Origin of the sequence: uncultured Microbacterium sp. (genome assembly GCF_900078385.1) — a bacterium.
In the GTDB taxonomy this organism is placed as follows: domain Bacteria; phylum Actinomycetota; class Actinomycetes; order Actinomycetales; family Microbacteriaceae; genus Microbacterium.
Genome location: NZ_FLQR01000007.1, coordinates 215328 through 231369, shown reverse-complemented (window position 1 = coordinate 231369; position 16042 = coordinate 215328). Strand labels below are relative to the sequence as shown.

Annotated in this window: 15 protein-coding genes and 2 tRNA genes; 8 read left to right on the top strand and 9 right to left on the bottom strand. The window is 67.7% G+C overall.

What is annotated here, in order from left to right; genetic code table 11:
- Positions 1-53: 53 nt before the first annotated feature.
- The 9 genes from QZL85_RS08815 to dnaA all read right to left on the bottom strand — a co-directional run bounded on the left by QZL85_RS08815 (position 54) and on the right by dnaA (position 10176).
- Positions 54-126, bottom strand: a tRNA-Ala gene (locus QZL85_RS08815).
- A gap of 16 nt (positions 127-142) precedes the next feature.
- A tRNA-Ile gene (locus QZL85_RS08810) sits at positions 143-216 on the bottom strand.
- A 71-nt stretch (positions 217-287) separates the two neighbouring features.
- A complete protein-coding gene (locus QZL85_RS08805; RefSeq protein ID WP_295576135.1) occupies positions 288-692 on the bottom strand; it encodes a DUF3566 domain-containing protein in 405 nt (134 codons plus the stop codon).
- Complete coding sequence (gene gyrA, locus QZL85_RS08800; protein ID WP_295576132.1) at positions 689-3280, bottom strand: DNA gyrase subunit A; 2592 nt, start codon at positions 3278-3280, stop codon at positions 689-691. Before gyrA ends, QZL85_RS08805 begins: the two co-directional genes overlap by 4 nt.
- Positions 3281-3305: 25 nt before the next feature.
- Positions 3306-5345 (bottom strand): DNA topoisomerase (ATP-hydrolyzing) subunit B, encoded by a 2040-nt coding sequence (gyrB, locus tag QZL85_RS08795; RefSeq protein ID WP_295576131.1) that lies wholly within the window; start codon positions 5343-5345, stop codon positions 3306-3308.
- A gap of 123 nt (positions 5346-5468) precedes the next feature.
- Positions 5469-5966 (bottom strand): DUF721 domain-containing protein, encoded by a 498-nt coding sequence (locus QZL85_RS08790; protein WP_295576129.1) that lies wholly within the window; start codon positions 5964-5966, stop codon positions 5469-5471.
- Positions 5959-7113, bottom strand: a complete 1155-nt coding sequence (gene recF, locus QZL85_RS08785) for a DNA replication/repair protein RecF (protein ID WP_295576127.1) — start codon at positions 7111-7113, stop codon at positions 5959-5961. The genes QZL85_RS08790 and recF overlap by 8 nt, the downstream gene beginning before the upstream one ends.
- 62 nt (positions 7114-7175) lie before the next feature.
- Entirely contained in the window at positions 7176-8318 is a 1143-nt protein-coding gene (gene dnaN / locus QZL85_RS08780) for a DNA polymerase III subunit beta (RefSeq protein WP_295576125.1), read from the bottom strand.
- A 442-nt stretch (positions 8319-8760) separates the two neighbouring features.
- Entirely contained in the window at positions 8761-10176 is a 1416-nt protein-coding gene (gene dnaA, locus QZL85_RS08775; RefSeq protein WP_295576123.1) for a chromosomal replication initiator protein DnaA, read from the bottom strand.
- Between the two features lie 307 nt (positions 10177-10483).
- Between dnaA and rpmH the strand changes: the two genes are divergently transcribed.
- From rpmH to QZL85_RS08735, 8 genes are all read left to right on the top strand, one after another.
- Positions 10484-10621, top strand: a complete 138-nt coding sequence (gene rpmH, locus QZL85_RS08770) for a 50S ribosomal protein L34 (RefSeq protein ID WP_295576121.1) — start codon at positions 10484-10486, stop codon at positions 10619-10621.
- Between the two features lie 9 nt (positions 10622-10630).
- Complete coding sequence (gene rnpA, locus QZL85_RS08765; RefSeq protein WP_295576120.1) at positions 10631-10969, top strand: ribonuclease P protein component; 339 nt, start codon at positions 10631-10633, stop codon at positions 10967-10969.
- Entirely contained in the window at positions 10966-11322 is a 357-nt protein-coding gene (yidD, locus tag QZL85_RS08760; RefSeq protein WP_295576118.1) for a membrane protein insertion efficiency factor YidD, read from the top strand. The genes rnpA and yidD overlap by 4 nt, the downstream gene beginning before the upstream one ends.
- 6 nt (positions 11323-11328) lie before the next feature.
- On the top strand, positions 11329-12432 hold the full coding sequence (yidC, locus tag QZL85_RS08755) for a membrane protein insertase YidC (protein ID WP_295576366.1): 1104 nt from the start codon (positions 11329-11331) through the stop codon (positions 12430-12432).
- Between the two features lie 19 nt (positions 12433-12451).
- Positions 12452-12955 carry a R3H domain-containing nucleic acid-binding protein gene (locus QZL85_RS08750; RefSeq protein WP_295576116.1) on the top strand — a complete coding sequence of 168 codons (504 nt, stop codon included), beginning with the start codon at positions 12452-12454 and terminating at the stop codon, positions 12953-12955.
- Positions 12956-12974: 19 nt separating this feature from the next.
- Positions 12975-13604 (top strand): 16S rRNA (guanine(527)-N(7))-methyltransferase RsmG, encoded by a 630-nt coding sequence (gene rsmG, locus QZL85_RS08745; protein WP_295576365.1) that lies wholly within the window; start codon positions 12975-12977, stop codon positions 13602-13604.
- 510 nt (positions 13605-14114) lie between these two features.
- Entirely contained in the window at positions 14115-15047 is a 933-nt protein-coding gene (locus QZL85_RS08740) for a ParA family protein (protein ID WP_295576113.1), read from the top strand.
- A complete protein-coding gene (locus QZL85_RS08735; RefSeq protein ID WP_295576111.1) occupies positions 15047-16012 on the top strand; it encodes a ParB/RepB/Spo0J family partition protein in 966 nt (321 codons plus the stop codon). The genes QZL85_RS08740 and QZL85_RS08735 overlap by 1 nt, the downstream gene beginning before the upstream one ends.
- Positions 16013-16042 lie beyond the last annotated feature (30 nt).

The window sequence follows — 16042 nt, the reverse complement described above, 5'->3', positions numbered from 1 at the left end:
TCATCGTGGAACGAGGAAGAGGCCGACCCGATGGGGCCGGCCTCGTGATCCTGTGGAGCCTAGGAGATTCGAACTCCTGACATCCTGCTTGCAAAGCAGGCGCTCTACCAACTGAGCTAAGGCCCCGCGGGGAATGTTCTTGTGGGGCTACCAGGACTTGAACCTGGGACCTCTTCATTATCAGTGAAGCGCTCTAACCGCCTGAGCTATAGCCCCGTCTGGAGATCGGCGTCGCCGCCGTCAACCTCCAAGACTTTACCCGAATCGCGGGCAATCCCGAAATCCGGTCAGTTCGAGGTGAACCCCACGAGCAGACCGCCCGTGACCTTGACCATCAGGTTGTAGATCCCGGCCACGACCGCACCCAGCACCGTCACGACGATGAGGTTCAGGATCGCGACGATCGCGGCGAACGCCATGACCTGCGGCAGGCTCAGGAACTCGCTCAGCTGGAAGCTGCCGTCGGTGAAGGCGAGGAAGAACTCGTCGAGCTTGCCGATGAGGTTCGTCGTCTGCAGCACCATGTAGATGAGGAAGACCGACACGATCGTCACGATCGCGAGGGCGACCGCCGCGAGGAAGGACAGCTTCACGGCGGACCAGAAGTCCACGTACACCAGGCGCAGGCGCACCTGCTTGGAGCTGGTCTTGCTCGAGGATTTCTTGGCCAGCTTGTCGGCTACCGTGCTCATGCGTCAGTGTCACTCTCTTCGGGGCTCGCAGGCGGGGCGTCATCTGCGGCGGCGGAGGTGGCATCCTCGGATGCCGCGGCTTCGGCGGCCTGAGCCAGCCCACGCTCTCCGTTGCGGGCGATCGCGAGGATGCGATCGTCGTCATCGGGGCGGGCGAACACGACACCCATGGTGTCGCGTCCCTTGGCGGGGACCTCGGCCACGGCAGAGCGTACCACCTTGCCGCTGGCAAGAACCACCAAGACCTCGTCGTCCTCGGCGACCATCATGCCGCCCGCGAGGACGCCACGATCGTCGTTGAGCTTGGCCACCTTGATGCCGAGACCGCCGCGTCCCTGGACGCGGTACTGGTCGACGGCGGTGCGCTTGGCGAACCCGCCCTCGGTCACGACGAACACGAAGTCGGTGTCGCGTGCGACGGATGCCGACAGCAGGCTGTCGTCCTCGCGGAACGACATCCCCTTCACACCCTCGGTCGAACGTCCCATGGGGCGGAGCGAGTCGTCGCTCGCGGTGAAGCGCAGCGACATGCCCCGGCGCGAGATGAGCAGGATGTCGTCGGTCTCGTCGACCAGCAGCGCGCTGACCAGCTCGTCGCCGTCCTCCTCCTCCTGACCGCGCAGGCGGATCGCGATGATGCCGCCCTGACGGTTCGTGTCGTAGTCGGTGAGCGCCGTCTTCTTGATCTTGCCGTCGCGCGTCGCGAGGACGAGGTACTGGGCGGCGCTGTAGTCGCGCAGCGCCAGGATCTGCGCGATCTCCTCGCCGGGCTGCAGCGCGAGGAGGTTCGCGACGTGCTGACCCTTCGCGTCGCGGCCGGCCTCGGGGACCTCGTAGCCCTTCGACCGGTAGACGCGGCCCTTCGTCGTGAAGAAGAGGAGCCAGTGGTGCGTCGTGGTGACGAAGAAGTGCTCGACGACGTCGTCGGCGCGCAGCTGCGCACCCTTGACGCCCTTGCCGCCGCGGTGCTGCGAGCGGTAGTTGTCGCTGCGGGTGCGCTTGATGTACCCGTCGCGGGTGACGGTGATGACCATCTCCTCCTCGGGGATCAGGTCTTCCATCGACATGTCGCCGTCGAAGCCGTGCAGGATGTGCGTGCGCCGCTCGTCGCCGAAGCGGTCGACGATCTCGGTCAGCTCCTCGCGGATGATGGTGCGCTGCCGGCGCTCGTCGGCGAGGATCGCCTGGAAGTCGGCGATCTGCGTCTCCAGCTCGGTGGCCTCGTCGATGATCTTCTGCCGCTCGAGCGCCGCGAGGCGACGCAGCTGCATCGCGAGGATCGCGTCGGCCTGCTTGTCGTCGATCTCGAGCAGCGACTTCAGTCCCGCACGCGCGTCGTCCACGGTGGGCGACCGACGGATGAGCGCGATGACCTCGTCGAGCGCGTCGAGCGCCTTGAGGTAGCCGCGCAGGATGTGCATCCGCTCCTCGGCCTTGCGCAGACGGTAGGTCGTCCGGCGGACGATGACCTCGATCTGGTGGTCGAGCCACAGCGTCACGAAGCCGTCGATCGGCAGTGTGCGCGGCACACCGTCGACGATCGCGAGCATGTTGGCGCCGAAGTTCTCCTGCAGCTGGGTGTGCTTGTAGAGGTTGTTCAGCACGACCTTCGCGACGGCGTCCCGCTTCAGAACGATGACGAGGCGCTGACCCGTCCGGTCGGAGGTCTCGTCGCGGATGTCGGCGATGCCGCTGAGCTTGCCGTCGCGGGCGAGGTCGCGGATCTTCGCCGCGACGTTGTCGGGGTTGACCTGGTAGGGCAGCTCGGTGACCACGAGGCACGTGCGGCCCTGGATCTCCTCGACGTTGACGACGGCGCGCATCGTGATCGAGCCGCGGCCCGTGCGCTGCGCGTCGCGGATGCCGCGGGTGCCGAGGATCTGCGCGCCGGTCGGGAAGTCCGGACCGGGGATCCGCTGCATGAGCTGCTCGAGCATCTCCTCGCGCGGCGCCGTCGGGTTGTCCAGCACCCAGAGCGCGCCGTCCGCGACCTCGCGGAGGTTGTGCGGTGGGATGTTCGTCGCCATGCCGACGGCGATGCCGACCGAGCCGTTGACGAGGAGGTTGGGGAACCGCGCCGGCAGGACGGTCGGCTCCTGCGTGCGTCCGTCGTAGTTGTCCTCGAAGTCGACGGTCTCCTCGTCGATGTCGCGGACCATCTCGAGGGCGAGCTGGGCCATCTTCGTCTCGGTGTACCGCGGCGCGGCGGCGCCCATGTTGCCGGGCGAGCCGAAGTTGCCCTGGCCGTCGGCCAGCGGGTAGCGCAGCGACCACGGCTGCACGAGGCGGACGAGCGCGTCGTAGATCGCGCTGTCGCCGTGCGGGTGGTACTGGCCCATGACCTCGCCGACGACGCGCGCGCACTTCGAGTACGCCTTGTCGGGGCGGTAGCCGCCGTCGTACATGCCGTAGATGACGCGGCGGTGCACGGGCTTGAGGCCGTCGCGCACGTCGGGCAGCGCACGCCCGACGATGACGCTCATGGCGTAGTCGAGGTAGCTGCGCTGCATCTCGACCTGGAGGTCGACCTGGTCGATGTTGCCGTGCGAGTAGCCCGCGGGGAGCTCGGGGCGCTGTTGGTCAGTCATGTTCTCTCAGTTCCGTTCGCAGCGCTCAGATGTCCAGGAAGCGGACGTCCTTGGCGTTGCGCTGGATGAATCCGCGCCGCGCCTCCACGTCCTCGCCCATGAGCACCGAGAAGATCTCGTCGGCCGCGGCCGCGTCGTCGATGGTGACCTGGCGGAGGGTCCGCGTCTGCGGGTCCATCGTCGTCTCCCACAGCTCCTTGGCGTTCATCTCGCCGAGACCCTTGTAGCGCTGCACGCCGTTGTCCTTGGGGATGCGCTTGCCCGCGGCGACGCCGTCGGCCATGAGCGCGTCGCGCTCGCGGTCGCTGTAGACGTACTCGTGCGCGGAGTTCGACCACTTCAGGCGGTACAGGGGCGGCTGCGCGAGGTAGACGAAGCCGGCCTCGATGAGACCGCGCATGTAGCGGAAGAGGAGCGTCAGCAGCAGGGTCGTGATGTGCTGGCCGTCCACGTCGGCATCCGCCATCAGGACGATCTTGTGGTACCGCGCCTTGTCGACGTTGAAGTCCTCGCCGATGCCGGTGCCGAACGCGGAGATCATCGCCTGGATCTCGGCGTTGCCGAGCGCGCGGTCCAGCCGCGCCTTCTCGACGTTGAGGATCTTGCCGCGGAGGGACAGGATCGCCTGCCGCTCCGGGTCGCGCCCGGAGACCGCCGAGCCGCCGGCGGAGTCACCCTCGACGAGGAAGATCTCGCTGATGGACGGGTCCTTGCTCGTGCAGTCCTTGAGCTTGTCGGGCATGGATGCGGACTCGAAGACGCTCTTGCGGCGCGCGGTCTCGCGCGCCTTGCGCGCGGCCATCCGCGCCGTCGCGGCGTCGATGGCCTTCATGATGACGCGCTTGGCCTGCGCCGGGTTCCGGTCGAGCCAGTCGGTGAGCTGGTCGCCGACGACCTTCTGCACGAACGCCTTCGCCTCGGTGTTGCCGAGCTTCGTCTTGGTCTGACCCTCGAACTGCGGCTCGGAGAGCTTCACCGAGATGACGGCCGTCAGGCCCTCGCGGATGTCCTCGCCGGTGAGGTTGTCGTCCTTCTCCTTGAGCATGCCCTTCTCGCGGGCGTACTTGTTGATGTTGACGGTCATCGCCGCGCGGAAGCCCTCTTCGTGGGTGCCGCCCTCATGCGTGTTGATCGTGTTCGCGAAGGTGAAGACGTTCTCGGTGTAGCTCGTCGTCCACTGCATCGCGAGCTCGAGCGAGATGTGCCGGACGGTGTCCTCGGCCTCGACCTCGATGATCTCGTCGTTGACGACATCCGCCTTGCGCACCTTGTTGAGGTACTCGACATAGTCGACGAGGCCCCGCTCGTAGAGGAAGTCGTCCTCCTTGTGGACCGTCTTGGCGGTGCCGTCCTCGCCGTCGACGATGTAGGTCGAGTCCGGGCGCTCGTCGCGCAGCGTGATGCGCAGGCCCTTGTTGAGGAACGCGGTCTGCTGGAAGCGCGTGCGGAGGGTGTCGTAGTCGAAGGACACCGTCTCGAAGATCGTGTCGTCGGGCCAGAACGTGATGGTCGTGCCGGTGTCGGGGGTCTCCTCCGCCATCGCGAGAGGCGCCTGGGGCACACCGCCGTCGCGGTAGGTCTGCCGCCAGGCGTGTCCCTGCCGCTTGACCTCGACGTCGAGCCGGGTGGAGAGCGCGTTGACGACGGACGATCCGACACCGTGCAGACCTCCGGAGACCGCGTAGCCGCCGCCGCCGAACTTGCCGCCGGCGTGCAGCACCGTCAGGACGACCTCGACGGTGGACTTGCCCTCCGCCTTGTGCATGTCGACGGGGATGCCGCGGCCGTTGTCGACGACGCGGAGCGCGCCGTCTTCCATGATCGTCACGTGGATGGTGTCGCAGTAGCCGGCGAGCGCCTCGTCGACGGAGTTGTCGACGATCTCGTAGACCAGGTGATGCAGGCCCCGCTCGCCCGTCGAGCCGATGTACATACCGGGGCGCTTGCGGACGGCTTCGAGTCCCTCGAGCACCTGGATCTCGTCGGCCCCGTACTCGCTCGGCACCTTTGCGGGCGGCTGCGGCCGGAGATCGTCGGGAACGCTGTCGGGGGTTTCAGACGTCATAGGTTTCGAGCGCTCCACATCGTTCTTGCAGTGTGGTTCCAGTCTATCGCGAAACCGCTCCCGAGCCGGGCGAAAACGGCCCTGTGGCGCGCTGAAATCTCGGTTGATGGCGCAGGACGTGGCTCAGCCGTAGGTATCGCGAGGACCGCGCCCTGGAACGGCTCTGGGGCCCCATTTCCAGGAGGGGACGTCCGGGCCCACAAAACGGAGGTTCTCGACTCCCGCGTCGGGGAACCTCGCCATGATCTCGGTGAGGATGACGCCGCGCATGAGATGGAGGTTCTTCGCCCAGGCCGTCGAATCGCACTGGACGGTCAGCACCCCGTCGCCGAGTGCGACCGGATGCGCGTGCCGCGCGGTCTCGGAGCCAGCCACGTCCTCCCACTGCAGGACGAGGTCTTCGCGGGCGAGCGCCGGGTCCCATCCCGCCTGACGGGTGAGGTCCGCCAGCAGATCGCCGACGCCCTTCGGGTCGCGTCCGGGCGCGAACGGCAGGTTCTCGTCGTCGTCGCGCTTGCGGCGACGACGCTTCTTCGCCATGGAAGGCTCGAGACCGCGCAGGCGCAGATACGTCGCGATGGTCTCCGGGACACCGCTGTCCTCGGCGCCGCGCTCAGACATCGGCTGCCTCGCTGATCGTGCCGGCCTCGACGCGGACGGTGCGGGCGCGGAGCGCCGCCGGCACATCCTCCTCGACCGCGGCAGTGACGATGACCTGCTCGAAGTCGGCGACGACGCCGGCCAGCCGCGATCGGCGGTCGGCATCCAGCTCGGCGAAGACGTCGTCGAGGATCAGGACGGGGTCCCCCAGACTCGACTGCTCGCGCAGGAGTCGAGCGGATGCGAGGCGGAGCGCGAGTGCGACCGACCAGGATTCGCCGTGCGAGGCATACCCCTTCACGGGAAGCCCGCGCACCCGCATGAGCAGGTCGTCGCGGTGCGGCCCGACGAGCGTCATGCCGCGATCCAGCTCCGCGGACCGCTTGGCGGCGAGGGCCTGCCGGAAGAGCGACTCGATTCCGGCGGCATCGGCGACCGTCGCGGACGCCTCACCGTCTTCCGGATCCGCCCCGCTCACGGTGAGCGCCCACTCCAGCTCCGGCTGGTGATCGGCCCCGGCGATGGCCGTGTACGCCTCGGCGACCGGGATCGCGAGATCGGCGGCCAGCGCGAGCCGTGCCCGGATGACCTCGGTGCCGAGCTGGACGAGCTTGTCGTCCCACACCTCGAGCGTCGACAGGGCGTCGCCGCGGATGCCGCGGGCCCGCGCCGACTTCAGCAGCGCCGTGCGCTGCTTGAGCACCCGGTCGTAGTCCGCGAGCACGCCCGCCATGCGCGGCGCGCGCTGGATGAGGAGCTGATCGGCGAAGCGCCGGCGCGACGTCGGGTCGCCGCGGACGATCTGCAGGTCCTCGGGTGCGAAGAGCACCACTTGCGCGTACCGGGGCAGTTCCGCGGTCCGCGACGGGGCGCCGTTCACGCGCGCCTTGTTCGACCCGGTCCGGTTCAGCTGCACCTCGAGCAGCACACGGCGGTCGCCGTGGGCGAGGCGCGCGCGGATGATGGCGGCATCCGCACCGTGCCTGACCATCGGGGCATCCTGCGAGACGCGGTGCGATCCCAGCGTCGCGAAGAAGGCGATGGCCTCCGCGAGGTTCGTCTTGCCCTGCCCGTTGCGGCCGACGAAGACGTTCGCGCCCGCGGTCAGCGTCACGTCGGCGGCCGCATAGTTGCGGAAGTCGACGAGACTGAGCTGCTCCACGATCACCAGATCACCCTAATCCGCGCCCTGACCTCGCCGTGTGCGGCGAGGGACCGGAACGGCCCGACTCAGCGGAGCAGGAGATTGGGCTGCAGCAGGTACTTGAAGCTCTCCGGGCCGCCCGAGGTCTGCGGCGTCACGAGCACGGGGCTCAGCTTGTTGGCGTTCTCGCTGGAGGTGAACGTGATCCGCGTGAACTCGCTCTTGACGGCGCCGAGCGCCTCGAGCAGGTACTGCGGGTTCAGGCCCAGCGTGACGTCCTCGCCGGTGAGCGTCGCGTCGACGGATTCGGTGGCGCGCGCCTGCTCGGTCCCGGAGGCGTCCATCGAGACGCCGTCCTCGGAGAAGGTGAAACGCAGCGGCGCCGACCGGTCGAGGACGAGGGCGACGCGGCGGACGGCCTCGACGAGCTCGGCGGTGCCCACGACCGCGTAGTGGTCGGTCTGCTCGGGGAACAGCCGTCGCACCGGCGGGAAGTTGCCCTTGATCAGCAGCGACGTGACCGTCTTGTTGCCGGCCGTGAACGCGATGATCTCGCGGTCGCCGGAGCCGGAAAAGGACACCTTGATGTCGCCGGAGTGCGCGAAGGTCTTGCCGACCTCGGTGAGGGTGCGGGCCGGGACGAGCGCGGTCGTGGAGTCGCCGTCGCCGACGGTGCCGCCGTCCCACGGGATCTCGCGCAGTGCGACGCGGTAGCGGTCGGTCGCGACGAGGCTGAGCTGCGTGCCGGCGACCTCGAGCTGGACACCGGTCAGGACCGGGGTGACATCGTCGCGCGAGGCGGCGAAGGCGACCTGGGCGATCGCCGTCGCGAAGTCCTCGGCGGGGACGAGTCCGGAATCGCCGGACACCTCGGGGATCGCGGGGTATTCCTGCACCGGCATCGAGGCGAGGGTGAAGCGTGCGGAGCCGCACGAGAGCACGATGCCGCCGTCCTCTGCCACGGCGATCTCGATCGGCGCGTTCGGCAGCCGGCTCGCGATCTCGGAGAGGAGTCGGCCGTGGACGAGGATCGTGCCCGGCTCGTCGACCGTCGCTTCGATCGTCGTGCGGGCGGACGCCTCGTAGTCGAACGCGGCGAGCGACAGGCCGGCTTCCGATGCCTCGATCAGCACACCGGCGAGGATCGGCTGGGGATTGCGCTGCGGAAGGAGCTTCACAACGAACGACACGGCCTCGCTGAACACATCGCGATTCACGTGGAACTTCACTGGCGCTCCCTTGACGTCGAGTAGGGCTTTCCCATGCTAGTGCCCTTGCTCACGGCGTTGTGTGCCACGACGTCCCCCGACGTCTTCCCGTCGCTTCCCCCCTTGGGGTGATCGGATCGGGATTTGAAGAAGGAGAGAGATGTCATGGTGTTAACCGCTGTGGAAACTGTGGATAACTCGGACGATCCCGCTGAACGAGCCGAAACCACATCCGTGTAACTTGTGGGCTGGGTGCGCATTCCGCTCGTTCAGCGGTGGAGCCGCCGTGCGGCCGCAGCGGGTGCCATCCACAGGGAGACGCGATCCGCTCACAATCATCCGGATTCGACGACGAGTTATCCACAGGCTTTCCACACTGTGCAGAACGTCATGATCAGCATCCGTGCGACGGGTGTCAAGCACGGATGAAGGAATATATCGGCCGGTGACGGGCCGAGGCGGGTCAGCGGCCGACGCGACCGAGCTGCGTCGTGATCTCCGACACCTGGTTGTAGATCGAGCGGCGCTCTTTCATGAGCTCGCTGATCTTCTTGTACGCGTACATGACGGTGGTGTGGTCGCGGTTGCCGAAGAGCTGCCCGATCTTCGGCAGGGACAGGCTCGTGCGCTCACGGCACAGGTACATCGCGATCTGACGGGCCGTGGCGACGGCCTGCGACCGGCTCGACCCGTACAGGTCGTCGACCGAGAGACGGAAGTACTGCGCCGTCGCGGTGATGATGTCGGTCGGGGAGATCACGTTGGCGTCGTCGTGGTCGACGATGTCGCGGAGCACGGTCTGCGCCAGCGAGATGTCGAGCGAGGAGCGGTTGAGGCTCGCGAACGCCGACACCCGGATGAGGGCGCCCTCGAGTTCGCGGATGTTGGAGGACACCTTCGTCGCGATGTACTCGAGCACCTCGTCCGGCACGAGGAGCCGCTCGCTCTGCGCCTTCTTGCGGAGGATCGCGATGCGCGTCTCGAGGTCGGGCGCCTGCACGTCGGTGATGAGGCCCCATTCGAAGCGGCTCCGCATGCGGTCCTCGAAGCCGGTGAGCTGCCGCGGCGGGACATCGCTCGTGATCACGACCTGCTTGTCGTGGTCGTGCAGCGTGTTGAACGTGTGGAAGAACGCCTCCTGCGTCTCCTGACGACCCTGCAGGAACTGGATGTCGTCGATGAGGAGGATGTCGACGTCGCGATAGCGGGCCTGGAAGGCGGAGCCGCGGTTGTTCGCGATCGAGTTGATGAAGTCGTTCGTGAACTCTTCGCTGGAGACGTAGCGGACGCGGATGCCGGTGTAGAGGCTCAGCGCGTAGTCGCCGATGGCGTGCAGGAGGTGGGTCTTGCCGAGGCCGGAGTCGCCGTAGATGAACAGCGGGTTGTACGCCTTCGCCGGCGCTTCGGCCACGGCGACCGCGGCGGCGTGCGCGAACCGGTTGGACTGGCCGATGACGAAGTTGTCGAAGGTGTACTTCGGGTTCAGGCGTGTGTCGTTGCGGGTCGCCGGCGCGGCCTGTTCGGCGTAGTCCTCGGCGGCGGGCCGGGGGATCACCGGCTGTGTCGCGGATTGCACCGGCACGGGGGCCGTCAGATGCGCATCGGCCAGCTCGGGGTTGACCACGACACGGAAGGTGGATGCCGACGGCTCGGCGTGCACGTGGGCCAGCGCCTCCATGATGGGCGCGCGAAGGCGCTTGTTCAGCTGCGCGGCCGTGAGGTCGTTCGGCACATCCAGGTAGAGGGTGCCGCTCATGACGCCCTGCGCGACGGCGAGGTTCAGGAATCCCTGCAGCTGCGGCGTGACGCGGTCGTCATCGGCGAGCACATCCAGCACAGCCGTCCAGACCGGGACGTCCGGAAGATCGTGCGGAGACATGTCCCCCCAAGGGTAGAAGCGCGGGTGACAGGCGATCGGATACGCTGTCCACACCTGTGGATAAGTGCCCGAGCCACGCTAGTCATCGCGTCGTGCGGAGCAAAATCCACTGTAGAACCGCTCCGCGTGTCGTCGCCAGGTTGTCTGGGAGCCCGGTGGATAATGACACGCTTCCGAGGGTCCGGTTTGGGTAATCGGAGATGTCGACGTATTCTTAGTCGGTTGACTTATGCCCTCGCGGGCAGTCCCCTGTACCTGTGTCCCCGGTCTAGAGCGTTCGGGTGACGAGCCGATCCGGAGTGATCTCATGACCAAGCGCACGTTCCAGCCCAACAACCGCCGCCGCGCCAAGAAGCACGGCTTCCGTGCCCGCATGCACACGCGTGCCGGCCGTTCGATCCTCTCGGCTCGTCGCGCCAAGGGGCGCACCGAGCTTTCGGCCTGACCTGACCCGGTGCTGGCGCGCGGGAACCGCATCACCCGCGGGGCGGAGTACAAGGCCGTCGTCCGCAGGGGTGCCCGCTGTGCCGCCGTGCACACCGTGACCTACGTGGCCACCACCTCGGAGCCGCGCTCGGCGCGCTTCGGCTTCATCGTCAGCAAGCAGGTCGGCTCTGCCGTCGTCCGCAACACCGTGCGCCGGCGGCTCAAGGCCGTCTGCGCGGAGGCGCTGGGCGATGTCCGCGCAGGCACCGACGTCGTCATCCGTGCACTTCCCGGTGCGGCGACCGCCGACTACGCCGAGCTGCGCGACGAAGTGAGCCGCTGCCTGAGCCGGAAGGCCGCAGCGTGACATCCGCGACACTGCCGGCATCGGCGACCGGCGACGCGCACCTCTCCGCCGCGGGCATCCTGCCGGCCGTCCCCCTCCTTCCGCGCAACGCGGTCCTCGCGATCCTGCACGCCTATCGCGCGACGGTCTCGCACGCGTACGGCGACGTCTGCAAGTACTACCCCTCCTGCTCCGCCTATGCCGTCGGCGCGGTCCAGCAGCACGGTGCCGTGAAGGGCGCCGCGCTGGCCGCCGCCCGCATCGCGCGCTGCCACCCTTGGGCACAGGGCGGCATCGACGACGTGCGGCCCCGCGAGGGATTCCGACACCACCTGACTCCGCACGGATTCGTCGTGCCCCCCAGAAAGGACTGATCCGTGCTGGATCTTCTCTTCGCCGCCTCGGCCACCCCGACGCCTGCCGCGTCCGCGGGCGGCTTCGACCTGTTCAGTACGATCCTCTGGCCGCTCAAGTGGCTCGTCGAACTGATCCTCGTCGCGTGGCACGCGATCTTCACCTTCTTCGGCCTCGCACCCGATGACGGCATCACCTGGGTGCTGTCGATCGTCGGCCTCGTCCTCGTCGTCCGCTCGGCACTGATCCCGCTGTTCGTCAAGCAGATCAAGAGCCAGCGCAAGATGATGGAAATCGCCCCTGAACTGCGAAAAGTTCAGGACAAGTATCGCGGCAAGAAGGATCAGCTCTCGCGAGAGGCGATGAGCCGCGAGACGATGGCGCTGTACAAGAAGCACGGCACGACCCCCGTTTCGGGGTGTCTCCCCCTGCTCGTGCAGATGCCGATCTTCCTCTCGCTCTTCTACACGCTCAGCGACGTCAAGAAGCACGCGGAGGCCGGACTCGGCGGTGTGGGTCTCCTGAACCCCGAGCTCACACGGGAGTTCTACGACGCGAAGCTCTTCGGCGTCGCCCCGCTGCACACGAGCCTCATGGAAGCCGCCCAGCAGCAGCCCTCCGGCTGGGAGGCGACCGTCACGATCCTCGTGATCCTGGTCGTCCTGATGATCGCGTCGCAGTTCATGACCCAGCTGCAGATCATCTCGAAGAACCTGTCCCCCGAGGCCAAGACCGGCCAGGCGTACCAGATGCAGAAGATCATGCTCTACGTCCTGCCGCTGGCGTTCATCTTCTCCGGTGTCTTCTTCCCGCTCGGCGTCGTCATCTACTGGTTCATCTCGAACCTCTGGACCATGGGCCAGCAGTTCCTCGTCATCCGGAACATGCCGACCCCCGGCTCCGAGGCCGCCAAGGCGCGCGAAGAGCGGCTCGCACGCAAGGGCAAGGCGCTGGACTCCCAGGGACGCATCGTCCCCATGGAGAAGTACGAGGCCGAGCAGCAGCGCCTCTACGAAGAGGCCCAGCGCGCCAAGGAGCAGGCGCCCAAGCGTCAGCAGCCCGTCGGCAAGCAGCGCGCCAAGAAGCAGGGCAACAAGAGCAAGCCGCAGAACCCGCCCGTCGACAACTGACTTCGATCAAGGACCGTCAATGACCACCTCTCCCGAATCGACCGAGCAGCGCCACAGCACGAGCGTCGAACAGCTCGAGCAGGAAGGCGACATCGCCGCCGACTACCTCGAGGCCCTGCTCGACATCGCCGACATCGACGGTGACCTGGCCCTGGACGTCCGCGGCGACCGCGCGTACGTCTCGGTGGAGAACGAGGTCGAGGGCTCACTCGACCTCCTCTCCGACCCCGACACCGTGCAGGCGCTGCAGGAGCTGACCCGGATCGCCGTGCAGACGAAGACGGGGCGCTTCTCGCGCCTCATCCTCGACATCGGAGGCTCGCGCGACACGCGCCAGAAGCAGCTCGAGAAGCTCGTCGACCGTGCCATCGCGCGTCTGGACGACGGTGCCTCGCAGGCGTCGCTGCCCGCCATGTCGAGCTACGAGCGCAAGCTCGTGCACGACATCGTCGCGGACCGCGGCTTCGTGTCGGAGTCCTACGGCGAGTCCGCCGACCGGCACACCGTCATCCGCCGCGCGTGATGTTTCACGTGAAACGGTGATGATCGAGCTCGAGGCGGAACCCGCCGGCGTCGATGCCCTGTTCGGGGCGAGAGCCGATCTGGCGCGCCGTTTCACCGCGGCGCTGGGCGCCCACGGCGAGGAGCGCGGGCTGATCGGGCCTCTGGAGCCTCCCAGACTGTGGTCGCGGCACATCCTCAACAGCGCCGTCGCCGCACCGTTGTTCACGGCCGGTTCGCGTGTCGGTGACATCGGCTCGGGTGCGGGACTACCGGGACTCGTCCTCGCGATCGCGCGCCCGGACGTGCGTTGGGTGCTCATCGAGCCGATGGAGCGCCGTGTGACCTGGCTCGCAGAGCAGGTCGAGGCGCTCGGGCTCGACAACGTGGAGATCGTGCGGGCACGCGGCGAGGACTGGCGCGAGGGTCCTGTGCTCGACGCCGTCACGGCACGGGCCGTCAGCGCGCTCCGGACGCTCATCCCCCTCACGGCTCCCCTCGTCAGGGACGGCGGCGAACTCATCCTCCTCAAGGGCGCCAACGCCGCGAACGAGATCACCGCAGCCGACAAGCAGATCCGCCGGTACAAGCTGTCCGACGTCCGCGTCGAGCCCGTCGGCGAGGGTGTCGTCGACGAGCCGACTCGCGTCATCCGCGCCACCGTGCGCTGAGAGACTCCGTCGTACTGTTTCACGTGAAACATCGCGCTGGTCCTCCGGTCCGGCGGTGACGAGCGCCGCACGAGCACACGTCGGCTTGCCGCAACATGCCCGCCGGCGTCCACATCCGACATGTTTCACGTGAAACCTCTCGGGTCGCGGCAGTTCATGACCCCTCCGCGGCCGTTCGTATCGCCCGGCGACCGTGTGGCGGACGTCGCCTCCCGCGGGATGGCGCGCAGCGCGCTCCTCGAGCCAAGTGAGGCGTTGCGGTTAAGCACCACGAACCGGCGTTTCACGTGAAGCCCCCCGCAATACCCGTTTCACCTGCCCCCGATCTGCCCGGGACGCGGCCAATCGGGTCACGTGAACGAATCCGCGACGCCCGTTTCACGTGAAACATCGCCGCCACCCGCCGGCATCCCGTTTCACGTGAAACATCGACGCGCTGCCGCCCGGCGATGAAGCTGTCCGCGCGCTCGACTACAGTGGGATGAGCCCCCGGTACGACAGGAGTTGCAGGTGCAGGAATCGGAGAACGCGACCTCTCCCGCACCCTTCTCCCTCGGCGACACGCCCCTGGCCCGCGAGATCGCAGATCTCTCGTCTCGGCGCCGGGCGCTGGAGAAGGTCACTCTCGAGTTCGGTGGTCCGACGCGCGTCGTGACGGTCTCGAATCAGAAGGGCGGCGTCGGGAAGACCACGACGACCGTCAACATCGCCTCCGCACTAGCGATGGTGGGCGCTCGCGTCCTGGTCATCGACCTCGATCCGCAGGGGAACGCCTCGACGGCCCTCGGTGTGCCGCACACGGCCGACGTCCCGAGCGTCTACGACGTCCTCATCGACGAGTTCCCGCTGGCGGAGATCGTGCAGACGAGCCCCGAATCCCCGCTGCTGCTCTGCGCGCCGAGCACGATCCACCTTGCGGGGGCCGAGATCGAGCTGGTGTCACAGGTCGCCCGCGAACATCGGCTGCGCACAGCGCTCGAGGACTACCTCGCGGCCGCGCCCGAGCATGTCGACTTCGTGCTGATCGACTGCCCGCCGTCGCTGGGACTTCTCACGATCAACGCCTTCACGGCCGCGAACGAGGTCATGATCCCGATCCAGTGCGAGTACTACGCCCTGGAGGGTCTCAGCCAGCTGCTCGGCAGCGTGCGCATGATCCAGAAGCACCTGAACCCGACCCTGCACCTCTCCACCATCCTCCTGACGATGTACGACGGCCGGACCCGGCTCGCGCAGCAGGTCGCCGAGGAGGTGCGCAGCCATTTCCCCGCGGAAGTGCTCCGCGCCGTGATCCCGCGCTCCGTGCGGGTATCGGAGGCACCGAGCTTCGGCCAGACGGTGATCGCCTACGACGGCCAGTCGGCCGGCGCGATCGCCTACCGGGAGGCTGCGGTGGAGATCGCACGACGAGGACACGCGCACGACGACGAGGAGAACAACTGATGGCGAAGCGAACCGGACTGGGGCGCGGCATCGGCGCGCTCATCCCGACCTCCGAGGCGAATGAGGCCGGAGCCACACGTCCCGTCGACGTCTTCTTCCCGGGTGCCTCGCTCGAGCAGGCCTCGCCGCAGGATGACACCACCGAGCTCCTCGCGATCCCCGGCACGTCGTTCGTCGAGGTCGACCCGCACGACATCGTGCCGAACCCCCGGCAGCCGCGCACGCACTTCGACGCCGACGACCTCGCCGAGCTGGTGCACAGCGTCCGCGAGTTCGGCGTCCTGCAGCCGGTCGTCGTCCGGACGAACGAGGACGGCAAGTACGAGCTGATCATGGGCGAGCGCCGCACCCGCGCCGCACGCGAGGCCGGGCTCACCTCCATCCCGGCGATCGTCCGCGACACGTCGGACGAGCACCTGCTCCGCGACGCGCTCCTGGAGAACCTGCATCGCTCGCAGCTCAACCCGCTCGAAGAAGCATCGGCCTACCAGCAGCTGCTCGAGGACTTCGGGATCACGCAGGAGGAGCTCGCCGGCCGCATCGGGCGCTCACGGCCGCAGATCAGCAACACGATCCGCCTGCTGAAGCTGCCGATCCCGGTCCAGCAGCGGGTTGCGGCGGGCGTGCTGAGCGCCGGTCACGCCCGGGCCATCCTGTCCCTCGAGGACGAGACGGCGATGAGCCGCCTGGCCGACAAGATCGTCAACGAGGACCTCTCCGTCCGCGCCGCGGAGGCGGCCGCGAAGCTTCCGGATGCCGGTTCGACGCGCCGCGTGCCGCCGAAGGCGGGGGCCCGTCGTGCGCACCTCGACGAGGTCGCCGAGCGGCTCGGTGACCGCCTGAACACGAAGGTCAAGATCAACTTGACGTCCAGAAAAGGCCAGGTCATCATAGATTTCGCGACGATTCAGGATCTCAACCGGATTCTGTCCGAGATCGGCGACGACGGATTCGGCGCGCTCTGATCCACCCCCCGGATCGTCGTCGTAGGCTGG

Bases quoted from the DNA above. Each gene is read 5' to 3' on its own strand.
- QZL85_RS08805 (WP_295576135.1), bottom strand. From the start codon at position 692: ATGAGCACGGTAGCCGACAAGCTGGCCAAGAAATCCTCGAGCAAGACC.
- gyrA (WP_295576132.1), bottom strand. From the start codon at position 3,280: ATGACTGACCAACAGCGCCCCGAGCTCCCCGCGGGCTACTCGCACGGC.
- gyrB (WP_295576131.1), bottom strand. From the start codon at position 5,345: ATGACGTCTGAAACCCCCGACAGCGTTCCCGACGATCTCCGGCCGCAG.
- QZL85_RS08790 (WP_295576129.1), bottom strand. From the start codon at position 5,966: ATGTCTGAGCGCGGCGCCGAGGACAGCGGTGTCCCGGAGACCATCGCG.
- dnaA (WP_295576123.1), bottom strand. From the start codon at position 10,176: ATGTCTCCGCACGATCTTCCGGACGTCCCGGTCTGGACGGCTGTGCTG.
- rpmH (WP_295576121.1), top strand. From the start codon at position 10,484: ATGACCAAGCGCACGTTCCAGCCCAACAACCGCCGCCGCGCCAAGAAG.
- QZL85_RS08750 (WP_295576116.1), top strand. From the start codon at position 12,452: ATGACCACCTCTCCCGAATCGACCGAGCAGCGCCACAGCACGAGCGTC.
- rsmG (WP_295576365.1), top strand. From the start codon at position 12,975: ATGATCGAGCTCGAGGCGGAACCCGCCGGCGTCGATGCCCTGTTCGGG.
- QZL85_RS08735 (WP_295576111.1), top strand. From the start codon at position 15,047: ATGGCGAAGCGAACCGGACTGGGGCGCGGCATCGGCGCGCTCATCCCG.